Consider the following 21,823-nt stretch of genomic DNA (forward strand, 5'->3'; position numbering starts at 1 on the left):
CATTTTGTGGTAGAAATGAAAACAGGCAAGTGCTATAATAAGCTATATATGTGGATGAGAAAGAGAGGAAAAATTGATTATGGATTACATGAAAGTGTATGAACAGTGGTGTACAGATCCTTATTTTGATGATGAGACCAAAAAGGAACTTCTTGCCATTAAAGATGATAAAGCAGAGATTGAGGACCGCTTTTACCGTCAGTTAGAGTTCGGTACCGGTGGTTTGCGTGGTGTCATTGGCGCAGGTACAAACCGTATGAATATTTATACGGTACGTCAGGCAACACAGGGACTCGCAAATTACATTATTTCCCAGAACGGACAGAGCAAGGGCGTTGCGATCGCATACGATTCCCGTATCATGTCCAAAGAATTCGCAGATGAGGCAGCACTTTGCCTGAACGCAAACGGAATCAAGGCATACGTTTTCCCGAGCCTTCGTCCGACACCGGAATTATCCTTCTCCGTGCGTGAACTTCACTGCATTTCCGGTATTGTAATCACAGCGAGCCACAACCCGAGAGAATACAACGGATATAAAGTATACTGGGAGGACGGCGCACAGATCACACCGCCTCACGACAAGAACATCCTTGCGGAAGTTGCGAAAGTAACCGAGTTTTCCGCAGTTAAGACCATGGACAAAGACGAAGCTGTAAAAGCAGGTCTTTACAATGTGATCGGCGAAGACATCGATGACAAGTACATGGAACAGTTAAAGAAACAGAGTATCCATCCGGACATCATCAAAAAGATGGCAAAAGACATCAAGATCGTTTACACACCGCTTCATGGAACCGGAAATCTGCCGGTACGCCGCGTGTTAAAAGAGCTTGGCTTTGAGAAAGTCATCGTAGTGCCGGAACAGGAAAAACCGGACGGCAATTTCCCGACCGTTTCTTATCCGAACCCGGAAAGCCCGGCTGCATGGGAACTCGCACTTGCACTTGCAAAGAAGGAAGACGCGGATATCGTGCTTGCAACTGACCCGGATGCTGACCGTCTTGGTGTATACTGCAAGGATACAAAGACCGGAGAATATGTAAGCTTTACCGGAAATATGTCCGGAATGCTGATCGCGGAGTACATTCTTCGTGAGCGCAAAGCAACCGGAACCATGCCGGAGAATCCTGCACTGGTAGAGACCATCGTTACCACAGATATGGCAAAGGTGATCGCTGCGGATTACGGCGTAAAACTGATCGAGGTACTGACCGGATTTAAATATATCGGAGAGCAGATCCGCCTTTTCGAGAAAAATCATACATACAACTATGTATTTGGTCTGGAAGAAAGCTATGGCTGCCTTGCCGGAACATACGCAAGAGACAAAGATGCCTGCGTTGCAGTTATGATGCTCTGCGAAGTTGCTTCTTACTACAAATCACAGGGTAAGACACTCTGGGATGCAATGGTAGATATGTACGAGAAATACGGTTACTTCAAGGAAGGTCTTGAGACACTTACCTTAAAGGGTATCGATGGAGCAGAACAGATCCAGAATATCATGACCGATATGCGAAACAATCCTCCGAAAGAACTTGGCGGATACAAGGTTGTTGCCGTACGCGACTACAAGGAAGACACCAGAAAAGATCTTGCGACCGGAGAGGTTACAAAGACCGGACTTCCGACTTCCAATGTACTGTACTATGAACTGACCGACAACGCATGGTGCTGCGTAAGACCGTCCGGTACAGAACCGAAGATCAAATTCTACTTTGGTGTTAAGGGAACATCTCTTGCAGACGCAGAAAAGAAATTAGAAGCGGTAAGAGAAGATATGTTAAAAGCTGCAAAAGCAGAATAAAGACAGAGAACAGAACGAAATAACAGGGAGAGGGCTGCTGCGTAAGTAGAAATACTTGGCGGCAGCCTCTGTTTTTCAGAAGAGAAAAGGAGAAACTATGCGGGAGAAAAGAAAGAACTGGAATCCGGTGCTTGTGTTCATTCTGGGAGTGGCGATTGCAGCTGGATTTCTGCTTGTTATGGATGGGGCGACCTTCCTCGCAAGCTGTTTTATGATACTGCCGGGCTACGGAATGACAGTGGTCTCAGAGCTTACAGCGAGCGTTTATATTCTGATCGTGCTGCTCGCGCTTGGCTATATCGGAGTATTTGCAAAAATGGGTGAAGGCCTTCTGACCGGATTTTATATTGGAGGCTTTATGACTGCGTACTGCATTTATGAGATCATCGGACAGTTTTATATCCAGAGTATGTCAGGAGACGGACAGGTACAGCCGGCGGTACAGATCTTTTTATTTGCGGTTGCGACGTTTTTGATCGGATTTAATGAGGAGCTGGTATTCCGTGGGATCATCTTAAACCTGTTTTTAGATAAATTCGGAAACAGCAAAAAAGGAATCGTCACGGCGACAGTGCTTAGCAGTGTGATCTTCGGTGCGGTGCATCTGACAAATATCTTTTCCGGTGTTTCGGTGGCAAGTGCTCTGGTGCAGGCGATCCAGGCAGCCGTTTTAGGCGGACTGCTCGCGGCGATCTATCTGCGGAGCGGAAATATCTGGATCGTGATCGTGGCACATGCGCTTACGGATTTCGCGTCAATGCTTTCGAGCGGCATTTATGGAATGGGCGATGCGATCGACAGTATCAACCAGCTGTCGTGGCTTAATTTTATCACGGTTCCGATCTTTTTGATCCCGACACTTGTCCTTTTCCGGAAAAGTAAGCTTCAGGAGCTGGAGGATAAGAGAAACGGGATTGTTGTGATCCCGTCGCAGAAATCATGTGAGCATACAGCGATCGTGTCGCTGATCCTCGGAATGATCGGGATCATGATGGGATGTGCCGGATATGGTCTTGCGTTTGGTGTCGTTGGATTGCTCGGATCCTATACCGCATGGAAAGAGAGCCGGAAGAGAAACGGAATCCTGATCGCGGCATTTATAACCTCGGGCGCGGCGATCGTGATCTCGTTTATCGCGTGTATCTTTATGCTGGGCGTTATGCCGCAGGTGTCAGACATGAGTGATCTGATGCGCGGCTTTCAATAAGGAATACCGGGAAAGGAGAGGCATATGGGAAATGAAGTAAACAAATGTATGGGAGTAGAAAAACTGACGGATAACCGTTTCCTCAATCTTTATCACATTGACGCGCGTTCCGCGAGCGGACAGCCGTTTGACTACTATTTCGCGTCACGCAACGACGCGGATAACATCAAGATAAAGACAAAGGAAGTAAGACCTGAAGGGATCGTGATCTACCCGGTCTTAAAAGATGAGCCGGACAAGGTCGTGATGATACGGCAGTACCGTTATCCGCTCGATGCGTATATCTATGAATTTCCTGCCGGATGTATCGATCCGGGCGAGACAAAGGAAATGACGGCGGTGCGCGAGATGAAAGAGGAGACCGGGCTCGACTTTACGGTCTATGAGGGTGGAAATGACAGCCTGCGCAACCCGTTTTTTATCGGACCCGGCTTTACCGATGAGACGGATGCGTCGGTATTTGGCTATGCTTCCGGAACCGTGGCTGACACGCAGAGAGAAGATACGGAGACGCTTGAGGTGATATTTGTAGACAAAAAAGAGGCGAGACGGATCCTCAAGGAAGAGCGGGTCTGCCTGCGTGCCGCGTACCTTTTAATGCAGTTTTTACAGATGGATGCGTCCGCGCCGTTTGCGTTTCTGGATGTTTAAGCTAATTTAAGCAATTTTACCGCAAAAAGTGAGAAAATTATAAGCAAAAATTAAGTATACGAAAGCAAGAACCTGTGTTATGTTAGTAACACTGAAAAAGCGGAAATAAGGAGGAGAAGGAAATGGCAGTTGTTTACCATGAAAAAGAGCGCATTTTCAAACTGGACACACCGAATACGAGTTATATCATCGGTATCGTGGACAAAGAAAATTTTGTCGGACATGTGTATTATGGAAAAAAATTAAAGGATCACAATGTCGGTTATCTGATGGGAACGGAGGAAGCACCGTTTGTTCCGTCAAAGAACAACAGAGACCGTGTGTCTTTCCTAGACAGTTTTCCGATGGAGTATCCGTGCAGCGGACTTGGGGATTACCGTGGAAGCTGTTTTGAGGTACGGACAGCGGGCGGACACAACGCAGTATCCCTGTCTTATGTATCACACAGGATCTATGCCGGAAAACCGAAGCTTTCCGGACTTCCGGCGACCTTCGCGAAGGAAGGGGAATGTGATACCTTAGAGCTTCTCTGCGAAGATAAGGTACTTGGACTTCAGGTCGTTTTGATCTACTCCGCGTTTAAAGATGTAGATGTCATTGCAAGAAGCGTAAAGATCATCAACAAGGGCAGTGAGGCAGTTTATCTGACCAAAGCGCTTTCCTGCTGTGTCGATATGAACAATCAGGATTTCGAACTGCTCACGATGCACGGTTCCTGGGCGAGAGAGCGTATGATCGAGTACCGTAAGGTCGGACATGGCTATCAGGGTGTGGAATCTTTCCGTGGAGAATCCAGTCATCAGGATCATCCGTTTATGGCGCTGAAACAGAAGAACGCAACGCAGGAGAGCGGCAGTGTCTACGGATTCCATTTTGTATATTCCGGAAACTTCATCGGACAGGTGGAATTAAACCAGTTCGATATGGTGCGTGCAGTGATGGGAATCCATCCGGAGAACTTCTGCTGGAAACTGGAGCAGAACGCAGAATTCCAGACACCGGAAGTTGTCATGGTCTATACCGAGGACGGTCTGGACGGCATGACACACAACTATCATGAGTTGTACCGCAATCATCTGATCCGCAGTGAGTATAAGAACAAGAAGCGCCCGATTCTCATCAACAACTGGGAAGCGACTTACTTCGATTTCAATACCGAAAAACTGCTTGCGATCGCAAAGACAGCGGCAGAGCACGGCATCGAGATGTTAGTTATGGATGATGGCTGGTTTGGCCACCGAAACGATGACAATACCAGTCTTGGTGACTGGGAAGTCAACGAGACAAAGATCACCGGAGGCTTAAAGGCACTCGTAGACGAAGTGAATAAGCTCGGCCTGAAATTCGGTATCTGGTTTGAGCCGGAGATGATATCACCGGATTCCAATCTCTATAAGGAGCATCCGGACTGGGCACTTCAGATTCCGGGACGTGTCGGATCTCTCTGCCGTAACCAGTATGTGCTGGATCTGACCAGAGAAGATGTCAGAGAGCACACGTATGAGAGCATTGCGAAGATCTTACGCAGCGCAAACATCGAGTATGTAAAATGGGATATGAACCGCCAGCTTACCGATATCGGAAGCTTCGAACTGCCGGCAGACCGTCAGGGCGAGATCTATCACCGTTATGTGCTTGCGGTTTATGAATTACAGGAGCGTCTGATGCAGGAATTCCCGCATCTGCTTTTGGAGAACTGCTCCGGCGGCGGAGCGCGTTTTGATCCGGGTATGTTATATTACAGCCCGCAGATCTGGTGCTCGGATGATACCGATGCGGTAGAGCGATTAAAGATCCAGGAAGGTACGGCACTCGTATATCCGCTCTCCACGATGGGCGCGCATGTATCTGACTGCCCGAACCACACCGTTGGCAGAAGCACACCGTTTGAGACCAGAGGCTATGTGGCACTGGCTGGTACATTTGGTTACGAACTTGATATCACAAAGATCTCCGAGGAAGACAGAAAGATGATCCCGGAACAGGTAAAGATGTATCATACCTACAACGATCTGGTGCGTGAGGGCGATTACTACCGTATCGCGTCTTACCGTGAGAATCATTACTTTGACTGCTATGAAGTGGTTGCAAAGGATAAATCAGAAGCGCTTGTTACGTATGTCCAGGTGCTGAACCGTCCGAATTACCACAGCAGAACGATCTGCCTGAAAGGACTTGATCCGGAAAAGCGCTATAAGCTGGAAGGCGCAGAGAATGAACGGGTTTACCTTGGTGATACCCTGATGAATGCGGGAATCCGCGTGGAAAATCTGTGGGGGGATTACAAGGGCAGACTGCTTCACTTTGTAGAGGCATAACGATAAAGACCGTCGAAAAAAGAACGGAAAAAGAGAATGAACGGAATAAAAAAGGGGACTGCACATCTGGCAGTCCTCAGACTGTAGACAAAGTGCTCCGAGAAACGAAAGTTTCTCGGAGTCTTTTTTCTTAGTGTCTATAAATTTTGTGCTGAAAAGAGGAACTTTCCCCTTGGATTATGTCATCCGTAATCCCCATTCGCTCTTGCATTTTGCAAGCTTTTTTAAATTCATGCACGCAAACGTAAGCGCGACTTTCATTGTCATCCGCGCTTTGCCATACAACTGCGTATATCGAAATCCATGATTTTCCTTTGCTGTTCCAAAGATTCTTTCAATCGTTTCTTTTCTGTGTGAGTATAGTTCCTTCATTCCTTCTGTATGCCGGATATCCTCACATGTTTCCATGTATTCTTCCCATACATGTCTCGTAACAACTTTTACATGGTTCCTACTTTCTGTACACTGCGAAAGATACTCGCACTTTTCACAAATGTGCCCACAGCTTTTGTATTCACGATATCCGTCCCTGTTTGTTGTACTGTAATGCAGAAAGTGATTTCCCGGACAAATATAAGCATCATTATACTCATCGTATACATACTCGGATTTTCTGAAAAAGCCATCCTTTGTCATGGGACGTTTGTAAGGAAAGACAGGCTTTACTCCATCATCCAAAAGCAGTTTTGCTATTGCAGGAGTTTTATATCCGGCATCAACGATACAGTATTTCATGCCGACATCTGCAAGCTTATCGTAAAGACCTTTAAATGTTCGACTGTCATGCTCATTACCAGGATTTACTGTAAAATCAATAATCCATCCATTTTTATCGCATGCTGTTTCAATCCCATAAGCAAACACATGCTTGTGCTCGCCTTTTCGAAACCAGCCGCTTTCAGGATCTGTAGTGCTGCATTTAATTGTTTTTTCATCTGTCGGAACATCATCCGTATAATCTTCAAACGTGTCGTTGCCACCGGAACCAGGTTTGTTGTTATCATCTTTATCTTTCAGAGGTTTCTTCCCATGCGCTTCTCTGTCTGCGTTAATGTCCTGACACAGCATGTCAGCATAGAATAAAGCTTCCTGTTTTGCGATTCGTTTCTGCATCTTTCTGTTGTTCGCCCGCGCTTTCACATGCGTTGCATCAACAAAAATCTCTGTTGGGTCAACCAGTTTAAAACGATAACACTCTTCAAGGATACGCTGGAAAATCTGCTCGAATAAGTCGGTATCTTTAAAACGACGGGTATAGTTTTTCCCGAAAGTAGAAAAATGAGGAACTGGATCATAAAGTTCAAGTCCAAGGAACCAACGGTAAGCCATGTTTACTTCAATCTCTTTGATTGTCTGCCGCATGCTTTTGATTCCATACAGGTATTGAATAAGAGGTATCTTAATAAGCGTAACGGGATCAATACTTGGTCTACCCATTCCGTCGGAATAAGTATCACGGACGAGATCATAGATGAATGTCCAGTCAATTGCTTTGTCAATAAGCCGTAGAAGATGATCCTTCGGAACAAGATCATCAATACATACGATCTGCATTTGCTTTCTTACTTTTTCTGTTTCTTGTGTCATCATAGAAGAATACCGCCTTTTTTGATACTTTTATTATACCAGAAAGAGGCTGAAAAGTCTTGAAAATACGACTTTTCGCCTCTTTAATACAGCAAAATCCCCGGCGAAAAGCCGAGGACTTTGTCTACAGTCTGGGGACTGCACATCTGGCAGTCCTCTTTCTGTTTTTATTTGCATGGATACTTATTTGTAATCAGAAACGTTGCTCTTATCTACTTTTTCAAACGGTACCCAGACGTATTTTCCGTCATCGGTCACGCCGTCCATGGAGCCTACGGATTCTCCGTTGGCAAGATGAGCAGCAGCCTCAACAGCGGCAGTACCCTGTCCTTTTCCGGACTGGTAAACGGTGAATGCCATATCGCCGTTCTCGATCGCTTCACAGCCGTTTGCGGTGGCGTCAATGCCGAGAACCGGAAGCTTGTCAAGGTCGATGTTTTCCTCTTTGCAGGCGTCAATGATACCGAGAGCCATAGAGTCGTTGTTGCAGATGACACAGTCCGGGGTAACACCGGTGTTCAGGAAAACTTTAAAAAGATCCGCTGCGGTGTCCTGATCCCAGTTTGCATAGTCATCAAATACATAGTTGATCGTTTTGCCGCTTGCCTCCAAGGTTTCCTTGGCACCTTTGGTACGGCCGATCGTAGCGGAATGTGCTTTTGGCCCTTTTAAGATAACGACATTGAGTTCGCTCTTGTCAGAAAGCGCATCCAGTACATATTCTGCCTGATACTGACCGGCAACTTTTTCATCGGAGCCGACATAGATATATTTGTCTGCTTCGAGGTATTTTTCGTCCGGGCAGCTGTTGATGAATACGATCGGCAGGTTACCCGCGTTTGCCTTTAAAGCGACTACGGTATCGATGGATACCGGGCTGCAGATGATGGCATCATAGCCATCGGATTCTGCTGATTTGATAAAAGCGGACTGATTTTCGATTGAGCCCTCCGCATCCTTTACATCCAGCTGAATGCCCTGTTCGGCAGCTGCGGCGGTCGCGCCATCCACGAGTGTCTGGCGGAAATCATCCATCTCATTTAACGAAAGTAATATCTTAATGCCGTTGTTTCCGGAAGAAGCAGACGAGCTGTTTCCGCATCCGGCAAAGGCTGTCAGTGCAAAGATGACGGCAGCCATCAGAATTCCAAGTTTCTTTTTCATGATTCGTTCGCTCCCTTCGAAATTTTGAACATGCTGACCTGATCCGCCAGTTCCTGAGCAGATTCTGTCAGTTCTCTCGCGTCGTTCGCAACGGTCTTGCTGTTGTCTGTGATGTGGTTTGCCTGTTCTACCATGGTATCGGAGGTCGCAAGGATCTCTTCGGAACTTGCAGCCTGTTCCTCGGAAATTGCGGCTACGTTGCTCGCAACATCATCTACTTTTTCGACTTTTTCAATGACCTGCTGAACCAGACCGCTGACCGCGTCGATGTTGTTGAAGATTGCGTCAAAGGTCTTTAACGCATCCTCAACGAGACGGCTGCTTTCGTTGATATTGCCTGCGCTGCCGTCCGCCTGGGATACTGCGTCTTTTACCAGATCGTTAATCTCGTGGATCAGATTTTCAATATCGCGTACCGAATCGGCACTGGTCTGCGCGAGCTGTCCGATCTCACCGGCAACAACTGCAAATCCCTTGCCGGCTTCTCCGGCTCTGGCAGCTTCGATCGAAGCGTTTAAGGAGAGCAGGTTGGTCTGATCGGCGATTCCCGCGATCACGTTGGTGATGTTTGTGATCTCGCTGGAAGCTTTTCCGACCTTGTCGATCGCTTCCTGTAAGTGGAGCACGGAGTCGTTGATGTCGGTCATTGCCGCACCGACACGCTGCATATCGGATTTGCCCTGGCGGGAAATGGTGACGGTCTCTTTCATCTTGTCATCCACTTCTTCGCTGTCCTTTCTGGTATCGGCAACGACCATCGCAAGAGTGGTTGCGTTCTGGGCGATATCATTGACAGAAAGAGAAAGCTGCTCCACGGTGCTGTTTAACTCCTTCATGGACTGACTCTGTGTGGTGGAAGCGTCAAGCATCTGGTCGGAGACCGTATTGCTGTTGTCCGCCTGGGAGTGCAGTTTGTCAGATACACTGTAAATAGATGCGATCATACCGCGCATGGTGGAAACAAATCTCTCCACACCGCGTCCCATACGACCGATCTCGTCGTTGCTCTTTGTCTTTACTTCCACGGTGAAATCGCCGTCTGTCATCGAAGTGATGATGGAAGTAAGCTCCTTGATCGGGCGGATCGTAAAGTGGATGACACGTTCGATCAAAACAGCCAGGATCAGAACGGAGATCAGACCTACTAAGATCATGTCAGTCCGTACTTTGTTGACATCCTTATAAATAATGGAAGTCGGGATATAGGAAACAAGGATCCAGTCCGTACCGGAAATCTCCGAGAACGCGGTCATGTTTCCGTCGATCTTTGTCAGAGAGTAATCGCCGTCAGCGACTTTGGCTCCGACATCCTTTAAAAAGGCATCGCCGGAATCACTCAGTCTGGTTGAGATCATCGAGCTGTCGCGGTGCGCAAGGATGGAGCCGTCTTTCGGGTTCACGAGAAACGCCTGGGCATCATCCATCTCGATGAAGCTGTTTACGATGATACTGATACGGTCCAAAGACAGATCCGCGGAAATTACCTTTAAGGTATCGGAACCGTCATTTAAAATACCGGAAGCACTGATAACGGCATCTCCGTCTTCGTTGGTGTAGGCATCGGTAAATCTCATGTTGACACGGGTCAGACCGTCTTTATACCACACGGAAGAAGTTGGATCGCTGTCCTTCTTGGAAGAATCGTCCGCCGTGATGAGTGTACCGTTTTCATCTGCAATATAAAGACCGTCCGGGTAATTATCGTTAAAGCCGCAGTAGCCGTTTAAGATCTGCTTTAAGGCGGCGTCATCCGGTTTGGTCTGTTCGATCGTCTTTTTGGCTACCTGGAAAGAAGACAGGTTTTCATTTAACCATGCCTCGATCTCGTTCGACTGGTTTTCAATCGAAGAAGTGAGCAGGTTTTCCGAGTAAGACGATATGATCGACTTGGAAATAAAGTAGGATATTCCGGTCAGCACCAGCACAATGATGATGGTGAGCGGAAGAATCGTTCCAAGAAGTTTGGTCTTAATGGAAAGCATCTTTTCGGGATTCTTTTCATTGGATTGTTTTGGGTTCATTCGTATTCATTCCTCTCTAAAATAATATAGCTTTCTCTGTAAAAATATCATCGGGTCGTTTTTATTATAGGATTTTTGGGGAGAGAATTCAAGGCTGAAACCATTGAATTTAGCGGCGCTGTGGACAATTTTCGATTAGCTGAAATTAGCCCTGTAAAACAAATGGCGATTTGTAATATTGACAAAATCAGGAATTGACTTTAAAATAAAATTAAGTTTAATTAGCTTAAAAAAACAAAAAAGTTTTTGAGGGGGGGACATATGGCGAAAGCAGTAAAGCTGGCAGACATAGCAGTAAAATTGGGAGTTAGCACCGTTACGGTCTCGAAGGCGCTTTCCGGACAGAAGGGCGTCAGCGAGCCGATGCGGGAAAAGATAAAGCAGCTTGCGGATGAGATGGGGTACAAACCACCATCGGCGATGAAGCAGCAGCAGGCAAAGAGTTATAATATCGGTGTGCTGGTATCTGACCGGTACCTGGATAAGTATGATTCGTTTTACTGGAAGATGTATCAGTGTGTGGCGACAAAGGCAGTGCAGAAGGACTGCTTTACAATGCTTGAAGTAGTCACTTATGAGAATGAAATGGATATTACGCTTCCCAAGATCGTTTTGGAACACAAGGTAGACGGTATTGTGATCGTAGGTAAGCTGTCTGGAGAATATCTGAAGGAATTAAAGAAAAGATGCAACATTCCGACGGTATATCTGGATTTCTATGATGAGCATGTGATCGAGGATTCCGTGATCTCAAACAGCTATTACGGTTCCTACCTTCTGACCAATTACCTGTTTGAGCAGGGACACAGAAAGATCGCCTATGTGGGAACGCTTCTTATCACGGCGAGTATCACCGACCGGTATTTCGGATACGCGAAGTCCATGATGGAACATGGTGTACAGATTCCGAAAGAGTGGGTCATCCCGGATCGTGATATGAAATATGGTCTGATCAATTTTGATGGCAAACTTGAGAATTATAAGGATCAGCCGACCGCTTATGTCTGCAACAGTGATCTGACCGCGAGTTTCCTGATCAAAAAGTTAAATGAGCAGGGACTTTCCGTGCCGGAGGATGTGTCGGTCGTCGGATTTGACAATTACCTGTATCCGGGTCTTTGTGAGATCGGGATCACGACCTATGAAGTGGATATGAAAGAGATGGCGAGAAAAGCACTCCATATCCTGACCAAGAAGATGAACGGGGAGCATTACCGTCAGGGCATCTCGATCGTAGAGGGACATATGGTTCACAAAGACAGCGTGAGATCCTTAGAGGGCGGCAGTGAATCAGAGTAAAGCAGCTTGAAAAAAGTATCTTGATTTTATTTCAGAGTTTTGAAATGAGAGAAGGGTGCTTTTTGTTTTAGAGAGCCGGATGGCTGGAAAGTAGAAAGGAGAAGGCAAAAAAATGAAGGCAGTAACATTAAATGGGGCATGGAAGTTTGGGGAGTGTGGCAGTGTAGAGCGATATCCGGTCACAGTGCCGGGGACAGTGCTCTCCGGGCTTTTGGACAATGGAAAGATCGAGGATCCGTTTTACCGGGACAACGAGTATCAGACCAGAGAATTATTCTGGAAAGACTATGAATTTATCCGGAAATTTGAGGTGGAGGAAAAGCTTCTCTCGGAGGAAAAGATCCTTCTCGTCTGCGAGGGACTCGATACGCTTGCGGATGTATACATCAATGACACAAAGGTGCTTGCGGCGGACAATATGCACCGTACATGGAAAGTCCCGGTAAAGTCGGTGCTGGTGCGCGGAACCAACCGGATCCGGATCAAATTTGGCTCCGTGCTTAAATTTATTGAAAATTATCCGTACCGGGAAAACCGCGAGATCAGGTATGTTCCCTGCGGCGCGATGAAGGGAAATGAACTGATCCGCAAAGCGCATTCCATGTTTGGCTGGGACTGGGGCCCACAGCTGATCGATGCGGGGATCTTCCGCGATATTTATCTCGAAGCGTACAGCGGGGCAAAGCTGGATGATGTACATATCAGACAGGAGCACGAGGCGGAGCGCGTATGGCTCGATGTGCAGACAAAACTTGACGGAGCGGCAGAGGACGGAGCGCGCATCCGCGTTTCGGTGGAAGGTGAGATCAATACGGAGATCCCGGCGGATGGAGACGGCAGAGTGAGACTTTTGCTGGAGCATCCGAAAAAATGGTGGCCGAACGGATACGGAGAACAGAATCTTTACACGGTGACGGTGGAACTGCTGGCGGAGGACGGCAGTGTGCGTGATGTGGTCAAAAAGAGGATCGGGATTCGGACGCTCACGATTAGTCAGGATAAAGACCAGTGGGGGCAGGAGTTTGCCTTTATCGTAAACGGCGTGAAGATCTTTACAAAGGGTGGAAATTATATCCCGGAAGACTGCTGTTATACGAGGATCACAAAAGAGCGGCAGGAATATCTCGTGAGATCCTGCGTCCGCGCGAACTTCAACTGCCTGCGTGTCTGGGGCGGCGGCTATTATCCGAACGATGTGTTTTACGATCTGTGCGACGAATACGGACTGATCGTATGGCAGGATCTGATGTACGCCTGCAATGTATATGATGTGACGGACGCGTTCGCGGAAAACATCAGACAGGAGACACTGGATAATGTGAGACGCCTGCGCCATCATGCCTGCCTCGGACTCTGGTGCGGAAATAATGAGATCGAGTCGGCGTGGGATCACTGGGGAGATTTCCAGAAGGAGACACCGTATCTGCGTGCCGATTATGTAAAACAGTTTGAACAGATCCTTCCGCATGCGGTGAGAGAGGCGGATCCGGATACCTTCTACTGGCCGTCTTCCCCGTCTTCCGGCGGCTGCTTTGACGAACCGGATTCGGAAGACCGCGGGGATACGCATTACTGGGATGTATGGCATGGACAGAAACCGTTTTCGGATTACCGGAAATACTTTTTCCGCTTCTGCTCGGAATTCGGCTTCCAGTCCTTCCCTTCCTATAAGACAGTGGAAAGCTTTACGGAGGAGGAAGACCGCAATATCTTCTCGAAAGTCATGGAAAGCCACCAGAAAAATGACGCGGCAAACGGAAAGATGTTATATTATCTCTCCGAAAACTTCCGCTATCCAAAAGATTTTAAGTCCTTGCTCTATGTGACACAGATCTTACAGGCGATGGCAATCAAAAGCGGTGTGGAGCACTGGCGCAGAAACCGTGGCCGCTGTATGGGAACGCTCTACTGGCAGGTCAATGACAACTGGCCGGTGGCATCCTGGGCGAGTATCGATTATTTCGGACGCTGGAAAGCGCTGCATTACGCGGCAAAACATTTCTACGCGCAGACGGCGGCGAGCATCTGCCTGGAGGGAGAGATGGCGGGTGTCTATCTGGAAAACGAAACGATGCGCGGGCAGCAGTATGAGGCGAAGCTTGTCTTAAAGACATTAGACCTTGAAGTGCTTGACTGTGTGGAGAAAAAAGGCACGGTAAAAGAGCTCTCATCCGAACTTCTGATAGAAAAGGACTACGGAGAGCTGTTAAAAGTGAGGGATAAAGAAGAAGTCTTTTTAGAGGCAGTGGTAACACTTTCCGATGGAACCGTGTTAAAGGAGACAGAGATTTTTGTACCGTATAAATATCTGAAACTGAAAAAACCACAGGTGAAAGCCACGGTCACAGAAGAAAAAGACGAATATCGGATCCACCTTTGTGCCGATACGTTTGTGCCATTCCTGGAACTGGATTTCGCGGATGCGGACGCGGTCTTTGGTGATAATTATCTGATGCTCACCGAAAAGAAGGAAACCGTGGTCACATTAAAGAAAGAAGATATCACACAGGGAAGCTTCGCGGATGCGGAGGATCTGAAAAAACGGCTTGTATGCCGCTCTGTGACAGATACTTATTAAGGAGGAGGCTTTTCATATGCAGACAATAGAGATCAAAGAAAACGGCATCTATCTTGTGTGGGAGATCGATGAGGAAAATAATTTAAAGCTGCTCCATTTTTCCGCACTGCCGTTTCACCGCGAGGATATCGTGGCGGCAACGACAGAGTACGGATTCCGCTTTGTGGAGATGAATCTTTCGGGATTTGACCGGCCGTATGAGCGGCACGGCAATAAATATATCGTGACAGCGCCGGGCTACCGGATGAAATATGCGGGGCATACGGATGAGAGGAACGAAAAGGGAAGGCTGCTCAAATTTATCCTGCGCGATGACGTGACGAATGTTTTTGTGGACGCGTATCTGCAGTTTTATGATGGAGATCCGATCGTCCGCATGTGGCAGACGGTGCGGAATGAGGGACATGAACCGCAGACGCTGGAATATCTTTCCTCTTTTAATTATGAGGGCATCGAGAAAGAGGGCGTGCTTCCGAGAGATGAAAAGATGAAGATCTATGTTCCACATAACAGCTGGCAGAGAGAGATGAACTGGAAGTGCTATACCCTGCCGGAGCTTGGCATGGAACTGGTGCAGCCTGTTGAAGACCAGCGGTCTTCCTCCATGATCCGGGTGTCTAATACCGGAAACTGGTCGAGCAAGGAATACCTGCCGATGGCATATCTGGAAAATACGGAGACAGGAAGCGGCCTGTTTTTCCAGATCGAGCACAACGGCTCGTGGCACTGGGAGATCGGAGACCAGAACGGACATTTGTATCTTGCGGTGAGCGGCCCGAATGAAATCTATTCCCACTGGTACAAAACCTTACAGCCGGGCGACAGCTTCACCGGTGTTCCGGTGGCGGTCGGTGTGACGGCAGACGGATTTGATGACGCGATGAAGACGCTGACGTCCTACCGCAGAAAGATCCGCAGGGTCAACGCGGACAATGAAAAGCTCCCGATCATATTCAATGACTACATGAACTGCCTGTGGGGAAAACCTACGACAGAGGCGGAGTTTCCGCTGATCGATGCCGCGGCGGAGGCAGGATGCGAATATTTCTGCATCGACTGTGGCTGGTATGCGGACGGCGACTGGTGGGACAGCGTCGGAGAGTGGAAAGAGAGCCGCAGGCGTTTCCCGAACGGCGTGCGCGAGGTGACGGATTATATCCGCAAGAAAGGTATGATACCGGGCGTCTGGCTGGAACTGGAAGTGATGGGGATCTGCTGTGAGACAGCGAAAAAAGTTCCGGATGACTGGTTCTTTGTACGCCACGGAAAGCGTGTGTATGACAGAAGCAGATATCAGCTGGATTACCGGAACCCTGCGGTGCGCGACTATGCGGATCAGGTGATCGACCGCCTGGTGCGCGATTACGGCGTCGGCTATATAAAGATGGATTACAATATCGAGCCGGGGATCGGAACGGAATTAAACGCGGACAGTGTGGGAGACGGAATGCTTGCCCATGAGCGCAGTTATCTTTCCTGGCTGGACGGCGTGTTCGCGCGCTATCCGGATCTCATCATAGAAAACTGTTCGAGCGGCGGCATGCGTATCGACTACGCAATGCTTTCCCGTTACAGCATCCAGTCTACGAGCGATCAGGAAAATTATCTGGATTATGCCACAATCGCGGCAAATTCGCCGAGCGGGCTGACACCGGAACAGAGCGCGGTCTGGACTTATCCGATGAACCATGAGGAGCAGGTGCCGGAGGACGCGTTAAAAGAAGAAGTTGTTTTTAACATGGTAAACGCGATGCTGCTGCGCGTGCATCAGAGCGGTCATCTCGCAAAACTGGATGATGCCAGAAAGGAACTGGTGAAAGAGGGGCTTGATCTTTACAAAAAGATCCGGTCAGATATCAAAGACTTTTATCCGTTCTGGCCGCTTGGGCTTTCCTCCTATGCGGATGAATGGGTGAGCCTTGGCATGCGCGGAGAAAAGAAATGCTATCTTGCCGTCTGGCGCAGGGAAGGCACGCAGGAAAGCCGGGTGCTTCCAGTTGCGGGACTGGCAGGAAAAGAAGTGAACGTGCGCTGCATCTATCCTTCTTACGCAAAAGACGCGTATGCGTGGAATGAGCGGACCGGTACGCTCAGTGTAGAACAGAAAAAAGAAAAAACGGCAAGACTTTACGAACTCACATGGTCATAAAGTCCTGCCGGCTGCCTAACCGTTCTGCTCTAACAGATGCTGTCGGTATGCAGTTGGGGTAAATCCGGTCTCACGTTTGAAGAGACCGATGAAATGGTTGGTGTTATCAATTCCGATGGACGAGCCGATCTCATGGACGGGCTCGTCTGTCGTACATAAAAGATCCTTTGCGATATCGATCCTCCTGTGATTTAGATATTGCAGCGGAGATAAGGAAAAATGTTTTGAGAACTCTCTGCAGAGACGATACTTGCTGATCTCAAGCTTCTGCTCGAAATCGGCGAGCGTATAGTTTTCTGCGTAGGAGTAATCGAAGCATTTTTTCATATAAAGAAGATAAGGCGGGATCTTTTCGACCGGCTCGTCCTCTGCGCGGCGGATGAGAGCGATCTCGGTAAAAATGTCCGTCAGGCACTTTACATCCAGAACCGGGTTCCGGTCCGCGTAAGTCTTGTTGTTCCGGTCAAGTGCCTTGAAGTGCTGGAAAACGGAAGAATTGGTATGCAGGTTAAACGGCTGTTCCAGCTCTTTTAAAAGTTCGTAGTAATTTTTTAAGTTTGTCCCGGTTAAAAAATAAGCCTCAAAATTCCAGAAAGAGTGATTGATAAAAAGAGAGAAGGGCTGACGGCAGTCAAAAAACAAAAGGGTCTTCTCTTTTAACTCGAGCGTCCGGTTTCCGTAACGCAGCGTACCGCTTCCGCTGGTCGTAAGGAGAAGCAGGTAACATCCGAGCGAGCGGATGTGGTAGGAAAACGGCGGCTGGCAGGTGATCGAGCTGTGCGCGAGCACAGAGATCATGTCGCCGACCGTGTGATCCGGCGTGCTGCCGTAGACTTCTCCGAGCAGACTATATTCCGACATTCCGGCACCGAGCGCGGGAAGACGGATAAAGGAAGATTTGAATTCCTGTCTGAAGTCCATAAAAACTCCTTTCCTTATCGTTCGTCTGGCAAAATGGATAGGAATTGCCAGAACTGGTTACGATTACACACTGATATTTTCTATATTATATGGTAAAATAGAAAGAAAGGCAAGCAAGAAAAGGTAAATAAATATTGCTGATTTGAGTAAAAAAGGCTAAAAACAGAAAAAAGAGATAAAAATGTGAAAAAATAAAAGTAAAAATGCACAAAAACCAAGGAACAAATTTGGACACATATACAGAAGTGACGAAAAGAGCAAGAAAAAGATATTAAACGCAAGTATGAGTGATGAATTAAAAAATAAATATAATATAATTAAATTAAGTTACAGAGGTAACAGGAAATAAGGTAACACAAAAAGGAGGATATTTTTATGAAACTGAAAAAAGTATTGGCGGTCAGCCTGACAGTCTCAATGATGGCGTCCATGGCAGCATGTGGAAGCAGCTCTGATACTTCCAGCACAAATTCATCTAACGATTCTGCAAAGGACAGTGCATCCGGAACAGAAAGCGCAGCAGGCAGCTCTGCAGGCAGCTCTGCAGACGGAGTCATCAGCTACGCTGATTTAAAACTTGGCGAAGATTGTACAGATCTTGCTGCTGAGATCTCTGTCGCAAACCACAGAACAGATTTACAGCAGGATGATTATACAGGAAAGAAATGGGATGACTATCTTGCAGATTTCAATGCAATGTATCCGAATATTAAAGTAAATGTAGAAACGGTAACAGACTACGCAGAAACTTCTCTGCTTCGTTTACAGAGCGGTGACTACTGGGGCGATATCATGATGATCCCGGCAGTAGACAACGGAGAACTTTCCACATATTTTTATGATTATGGTTCCCTTGATACCATGGAGCCATTAGTAAGATTCGCAAACAGCAAGATGTATGACGGAGAGGTATATGGTATTGCTTCTACCGGAAACGCACAGGGTATCGTTTACAATAAGAAAGTATTTGAAGAAGCAGGCATCACAGCTCTTCCGAAAACTCCGGATGAATTCATGACTGATCTTCAGATGATCAAAGACAACACAGACGCTATTCCGCTTTACACAAACTACGCTGCAGGCTGGACCATGGGGGCATGGGATGCTTACATCGGAGGAAGCGCAACTGGCGATTCTACTTACCTTAATCAGAAATTAGCTCATACCAAAGATCCGTTCAGTGATCCTGGTGATGGCACACATGCTTACAACGTATACAAGATCTTATATGATGCAGTAGCAGGTGGTTTGACAGAAGACGATTACACAACAACTGACTGGGAAGGCTGCAAGGGCATGATCAACAATGGAGAGATCGGTTGCATGGTACTTGGTTCCTGGGCTTACACACAGATGAGAGATGCTGGTGACAATGGTGCTGATATCGGATATATGCCATTCCCGATCACAGTAGACGGAAAACAGTACGCATCTTCAGGCGCGGATTATGCATGGGGTATCAACAAAGACGCTGATGATACAAACTTACAGGCTTCTATCATCTTCGTAAAATGGATGACTGAAAAATCTGGCTTCTCCTATAATGAAGGTGGTATGCCGATCGCTCTGGATGATGACAACTGGCCGGAAGTATACTCTGCATTCGATGGTATCGACTATGTGTCGGATGATTCTGCGCTGGAGGGCGAAGAAGATCTGCTTACAGACCTGAACTCTGATTCCGAGTTAAACATCAACAACTCCGGTGACAGCAAGATCCAGGAGCTCATCGAGCATGCAGCAAACGGTGACGAATCTTTCGACGACATCATGAACGACTGGAACCAGAAATGGACTGACGCTCAGGACGCAGAAGGCGTAGAGGTCAACGAATAATAAAAAAATCTTTTTCATGAATCAACCTTAAATAGTATAGCGAAGGAAATGGGCAGAGGGCGCAAGCTCCCTGCTCTTTTTCGTGTGGCGGTGATTGTACGCCGGAGCAGGATGCGTGAAAGTATTTGTACATGCCTTTTTGCGTGAATAATTGAAAAATGAAAAATAAGCTAAAATTAGCTTGCACACAAGCGATGGAAAAGAATAAAAATGGGAAAAGTGCACAAAAATGGAAAGCGACATTTGGTAAAATAGAGGAAAAGGACAACAATAACAAGAATGAGTAATTAATAACAAGAATGAGTGATGAATAAATAAATAGAAAATATATAATTAAATTAAGTAAAAAGAGGTGCGAAAAACAAAGAAACTGCACTAAGTTAATTAAATTGATCAGGGAGGAAAAGCATATGGTAGCTAAAGCAGAAAGTGCTACAAAACAAAAAAAGCCATTTAGCCTTGCTAAGTGGGCGAAAAGCAGGGAAGGTCAGAAAGTGCTTATTGTTCTGGCGTTTTCGATCATACCGCTCCTGCTTTTGTTTGTATTTACCTACTTGCCGTTCGGCGAAATGGTAAAATTCAGTTTTTACAAAATGAAGTATACGACACCGGTAGATAAACGGCAGTTCGTGGGCTGGAAGAACTACCTTGATGTATTCAGAAGAAAGGACTGCTTCTCAGCGTTGAAGCTCAGCCTGTACTACATCGCAGGCGCGCTGATCCAGCTTGTGATCGCGCTTTATCTCGCAACGATCTTAAGCTTCAAGACAAGATGCGGTGGACTGTTTAAGGGATTGATGTTCTTCCCGTTTTTGATCAGTGGTATTGCAATCGGATTTATCTTCAAGTTCTTCTACACCAGAGGATTCGTATTTGATACCGTTCTTCAGTGGTGTGGATTCCAGTTGGATAACCTGCCATACTGGTTGAAAGACCAGAGAGTAAACAACTGGTCACTGGTAGCGACTTCCGTCTGGAGATACTTCGGACAGAATATGGTACTCTTTATCGGAGCGATCATGTCCGTAGACAAAGAAATGTACGAAGCAGCAGAGCTTGACGGAGCAAACCAGTTCCAGCAGTTCTTACATATTATATTACCGAGTATCCGTACGATCGTAACTTTAAATATTATCCTTTCCATTTCAGGATCCTTAAGTGCATTCGAACCGCCATACGTTATCACCAGCGGTGCGAACGGAACAGGTACTTACTTCGTTATCATGAATGAGATCGCGCATGTCAGCCAGAAAGTAGGTCTTGCATCTGCGATGGCGGTTGTACTGCTGATCCTCATCTTCATCGCAACGATCTTACAGAAAGTCATTATGAATGTTCTTTTCCGGAATGCGAACGAAGAAGAAGAGATCAAGCACAAAAAAAGAGTGAAGGCGTAAGGAGGTCGAACCAAAATGGCAGCAACGAAAAAAAGAATCAAACACAGAAGCGTAGGCGGCTGGATCTGGATCGTAGTAAAATATTTTTCACTGATCTTCTTCTCATTCGCCGCAGTGCTTCCGGTGGTATCCTGCGTTATCACCGCTTTTAAAACAGACGCGGAATATCAGTCAACCAATGTAATGACATTACCGGCGGCATGGACACTGGATAACTTTATCAAAGCGTTCAACACTGCAAACATGGGAAGAGCGTTCCTTAACTCAGGAATCGTGCTTGTCTGCGTACTTGCCGGGGCGATCCTGGTCGGAACACAGCTTGCATATGTATTGAACCGTTTTAAATTCCCGGGAAATACCCTGATCCGTAACCTGTTCTTATTTGCTTCCCTGCTTCCGGCAGTAGCAATGCAGGTAACCGTATACAACATCATGGGCGCACTCGGATTTATCAACCATCTGTATGGTTACATCATCATGAGCATGGGTACCGATATCATCTCCGTATACATCTTCATTCAGTTCATGGAAAACATTCCGGACTCTCTGGATGAATCGGCGATCATTGACGGTGCTTCCTATTTCCAGATCTACTGGAAGATCATCCTTCCGCTGTTACAGCCGGCGATTGTGACCAGCGCCATCTTAAAGGGTGTAGGTACTTACAACGAATACTACTCAGCCAGCCTGTACTTACAGAGCAAGGATATCCGTACCATAGCAATGTCCCTGTATACATTTACAGGACCTCTCGGAAACCGTTACAACATGATCTGCGCGGGCGTTATCATTTCCCTGCTTCCGGCATTGATCATATTTATCGTGTGCCAGAAACAGATTTACAGTGGTATTACCGCGGGAGCTGTCAAAGGTTAAGATAAGGAG

At 47.0% G+C, this 21,823-nt stretch carries 14 protein-coding genes; 10 read left to right on the forward strand and 4 right to left on the reverse strand.

Features of this window, described 5'->3' with window-relative positions; all coding sequences use genetic code 11:
- The first annotated feature begins 79 nt into the window (after window positions 1-79).
- From H8Z76_RS09955 to H8Z76_RS09970, 4 genes are all read left to right on the forward strand, one after another.
- Window positions 80-1,810 (forward strand): phospho-sugar mutase, encoded by a 1,731-nt coding sequence (locus H8Z76_RS09955; protein ID WP_022514297.1) that lies wholly within the window; start codon window positions 80-82, stop codon window positions 1,808-1,810.
- Window positions 1,811-1,907: 97 nt separating this feature from the next.
- Entirely contained in the window at window positions 1,908-3,017 is a 1,110-nt protein-coding gene (locus tag H8Z76_RS09960) for a CPBP family intramembrane glutamic endopeptidase (RefSeq protein WP_186982403.1), read from the forward strand.
- Between the two features lie 24 nt (window positions 3,018-3,041).
- Window positions 3,042-3,668 (forward strand): NUDIX hydrolase, encoded by a 627-nt coding sequence (locus H8Z76_RS09965; RefSeq protein WP_243240530.1) that lies wholly within the window; start codon window positions 3,042-3,044, stop codon window positions 3,666-3,668.
- A gap of 122 nt (window positions 3,669-3,790) precedes the next feature.
- A complete protein-coding gene (locus H8Z76_RS09970; RefSeq protein WP_186982404.1) occupies window positions 3,791-5,986 on the forward strand; it encodes an alpha-galactosidase in 2,196 nt (731 codons plus the stop codon).
- Window positions 5,987-6,163: 177 nt separating this feature from the next.
- On the opposite strand, the gene H8Z76_RS09975 is transcribed toward H8Z76_RS09970, so the two are convergent.
- The 3 genes from H8Z76_RS09975 to H8Z76_RS09985 all read right to left on the reverse strand — a co-directional run bounded on the left by H8Z76_RS09975 (window position 6,164) and on the right by H8Z76_RS09985 (window position 10,758).
- Window positions 6,164-7,576 carry an IS1182 family transposase gene (locus tag H8Z76_RS09975; protein WP_186982405.1) on the reverse strand — a complete coding sequence of 471 codons (1,413 nt, stop codon included), beginning with the start codon at window positions 7,574-7,576 and terminating at the stop codon, window positions 6,164-6,166.
- A gap of 180 nt (window positions 7,577-7,756) precedes the next feature.
- Window positions 7,757-8,737, reverse strand: a complete 981-nt coding sequence (locus H8Z76_RS09980; RefSeq protein ID WP_022514293.1) for a sugar ABC transporter substrate-binding protein — start codon at window positions 8,735-8,737, stop codon at window positions 7,757-7,759.
- Window positions 8,734-10,758: a methyl-accepting chemotaxis protein gene (locus H8Z76_RS09985; protein ID WP_186982406.1), complete on the reverse strand. Its 2,025-nt coding sequence runs from the start codon at window positions 10,756-10,758 to the stop codon at window positions 8,734-8,736. Before H8Z76_RS09985 ends, H8Z76_RS09980 begins: the two co-directional genes overlap by 4 nt.
- A 261-nt stretch (window positions 10,759-11,019) precedes the next feature.
- Here H8Z76_RS09985 and H8Z76_RS09990 point away from each other — a divergent pair, with 261 nt between their 5' ends.
- From H8Z76_RS09990 to H8Z76_RS10000, 3 genes are all read left to right on the forward strand, one after another.
- A complete protein-coding gene (locus H8Z76_RS09990) occupies window positions 11,020-12,057 on the forward strand; it encodes a LacI family DNA-binding transcriptional regulator (protein ID WP_186982407.1) in 1,038 nt (345 codons plus the stop codon).
- A 112-nt stretch (window positions 12,058-12,169) separates the two neighbouring features.
- On the forward strand, window positions 12,170-14,635 hold the full coding sequence (locus H8Z76_RS09995; RefSeq protein WP_186982408.1) for a beta-mannosidase: 2,466 nt from the start codon (window positions 12,170-12,172) through the stop codon (window positions 14,633-14,635).
- Window positions 14,636-14,651: 16 nt separating this feature from the next.
- Window positions 14,652-16,784: a glycoside hydrolase family 36 protein gene (locus H8Z76_RS10000; protein WP_186982409.1), complete on the forward strand. Its 2,133-nt coding sequence runs from the start codon at window positions 14,652-14,654 to the stop codon at window positions 16,782-16,784.
- Window positions 16,785-16,799: 15 nt separating this feature from the next.
- On the opposite strand, the gene H8Z76_RS10005 is transcribed toward H8Z76_RS10000, so the two are convergent.
- Window positions 16,800-17,705 (reverse strand): AraC family transcriptional regulator, encoded by a 906-nt coding sequence (locus H8Z76_RS10005; RefSeq protein ID WP_186982410.1) that lies wholly within the window; start codon window positions 17,703-17,705, stop codon window positions 16,800-16,802.
- Window positions 17,706-18,080: 375 nt separating this feature from the next.
- Here H8Z76_RS10005 and H8Z76_RS10010 point away from each other — a divergent pair, with 375 nt between their 5' ends.
- From H8Z76_RS10010 to H8Z76_RS10020, 3 genes are all read left to right on the forward strand, one after another.
- Window positions 18,081-19,541, forward strand: coding sequence for an ABC transporter substrate-binding protein (locus H8Z76_RS10010; protein ID WP_186982411.1), 1,461 nt, complete (start codon window positions 18,081-18,083; stop codon window positions 19,539-19,541).
- A 410-nt stretch (window positions 19,542-19,951) separates the two neighbouring features.
- On the forward strand, window positions 19,952-20,938 hold the full coding sequence (locus H8Z76_RS10015) for a carbohydrate ABC transporter permease (protein WP_186982412.1): 987 nt from the start codon (window positions 19,952-19,954) through the stop codon (window positions 20,936-20,938).
- Between the two features lie 15 nt (window positions 20,939-20,953).
- Window positions 20,954-21,814, forward strand: coding sequence for a carbohydrate ABC transporter permease (locus tag H8Z76_RS10020; protein ID WP_186982413.1), 861 nt, complete (start codon window positions 20,954-20,956; stop codon window positions 21,812-21,814).
- The last annotated feature ends 9 nt before the right edge of the window (window positions 21,815-21,823 follow it).

The organism is Roseburia yibonii (assembly GCF_014297335.1).
GTDB classification, from domain to species: Bacteria; Bacillota; Clostridia; order Lachnospirales; family Lachnospiraceae; genus Roseburia_D; species Roseburia_D yibonii.

What these genes read in the sequence shown, in the direction of transcription:
- H8Z76_RS09955 (WP_022514297.1), top strand. Translation starts at nt 80, where the DNA reads ATGGATTACATGAAAGTGTATGAACAGTGGTGTACAGATCCTTATTTT.
- H8Z76_RS09985 (WP_186982406.1), bottom strand. Translation starts at nt 10,758, where the DNA reads ATGAACCCAAAACAATCCAATGAAAAGAATCCCGAAAAGATGCTTTCC.
- H8Z76_RS10010 (WP_186982411.1), top strand. Translation starts at nt 18,081, where the DNA reads ATGAAACTGAAAAAAGTATTGGCGGTCAGCCTGACAGTCTCAATGATG.
- H8Z76_RS09990 (WP_186982407.1), top strand. Translation starts at nt 11,020, where the DNA reads ATGGCGAAAGCAGTAAAGCTGGCAGACATAGCAGTAAAATTGGGAGTT.
- H8Z76_RS09960 (WP_186982403.1), top strand. Translation starts at nt 1,908, where the DNA reads ATGCGGGAGAAAAGAAAGAACTGGAATCCGGTGCTTGTGTTCATTCTG.
- H8Z76_RS09965 (WP_243240530.1), top strand. Translation starts at nt 3,042, where the DNA reads ATGGGAAATGAAGTAAACAAATGTATGGGAGTAGAAAAACTGACGGAT.
- H8Z76_RS10005 (WP_186982410.1), bottom strand. Translation starts at nt 17,705, where the DNA reads ATGGACTTCAGACAGGAATTCAAATCTTCCTTTATCCGTCTTCCCGCG.
- H8Z76_RS09970 (WP_186982404.1), top strand. Translation starts at nt 3,791, where the DNA reads ATGGCAGTTGTTTACCATGAAAAAGAGCGCATTTTCAAACTGGACACA.
- H8Z76_RS09980 (WP_022514293.1), bottom strand. Translation starts at nt 8,737, where the DNA reads ATGAAAAAGAAACTTGGAATTCTGATGGCTGCCGTCATCTTTGCACTG.
- H8Z76_RS09975 (WP_186982405.1), bottom strand. Translation starts at nt 7,576, where the DNA reads ATGATGACACAAGAAACAGAAAAAGTAAGAAAGCAAATGCAGATCGTA.
- H8Z76_RS10015 (WP_186982412.1), top strand. Translation starts at nt 19,952, where the DNA reads ATGGTAGCTAAAGCAGAAAGTGCTACAAAACAAAAAAAGCCATTTAGC.
- H8Z76_RS09995 (WP_186982408.1), top strand. Translation starts at nt 12,170, where the DNA reads ATGAAGGCAGTAACATTAAATGGGGCATGGAAGTTTGGGGAGTGTGGC.
- H8Z76_RS10000 (WP_186982409.1), top strand. Translation starts at nt 14,652, where the DNA reads ATGCAGACAATAGAGATCAAAGAAAACGGCATCTATCTTGTGTGGGAG.
- H8Z76_RS10020 (WP_186982413.1), top strand. Translation starts at nt 20,954, where the DNA reads ATGGCAGCAACGAAAAAAAGAATCAAACACAGAAGCGTAGGCGGCTGG.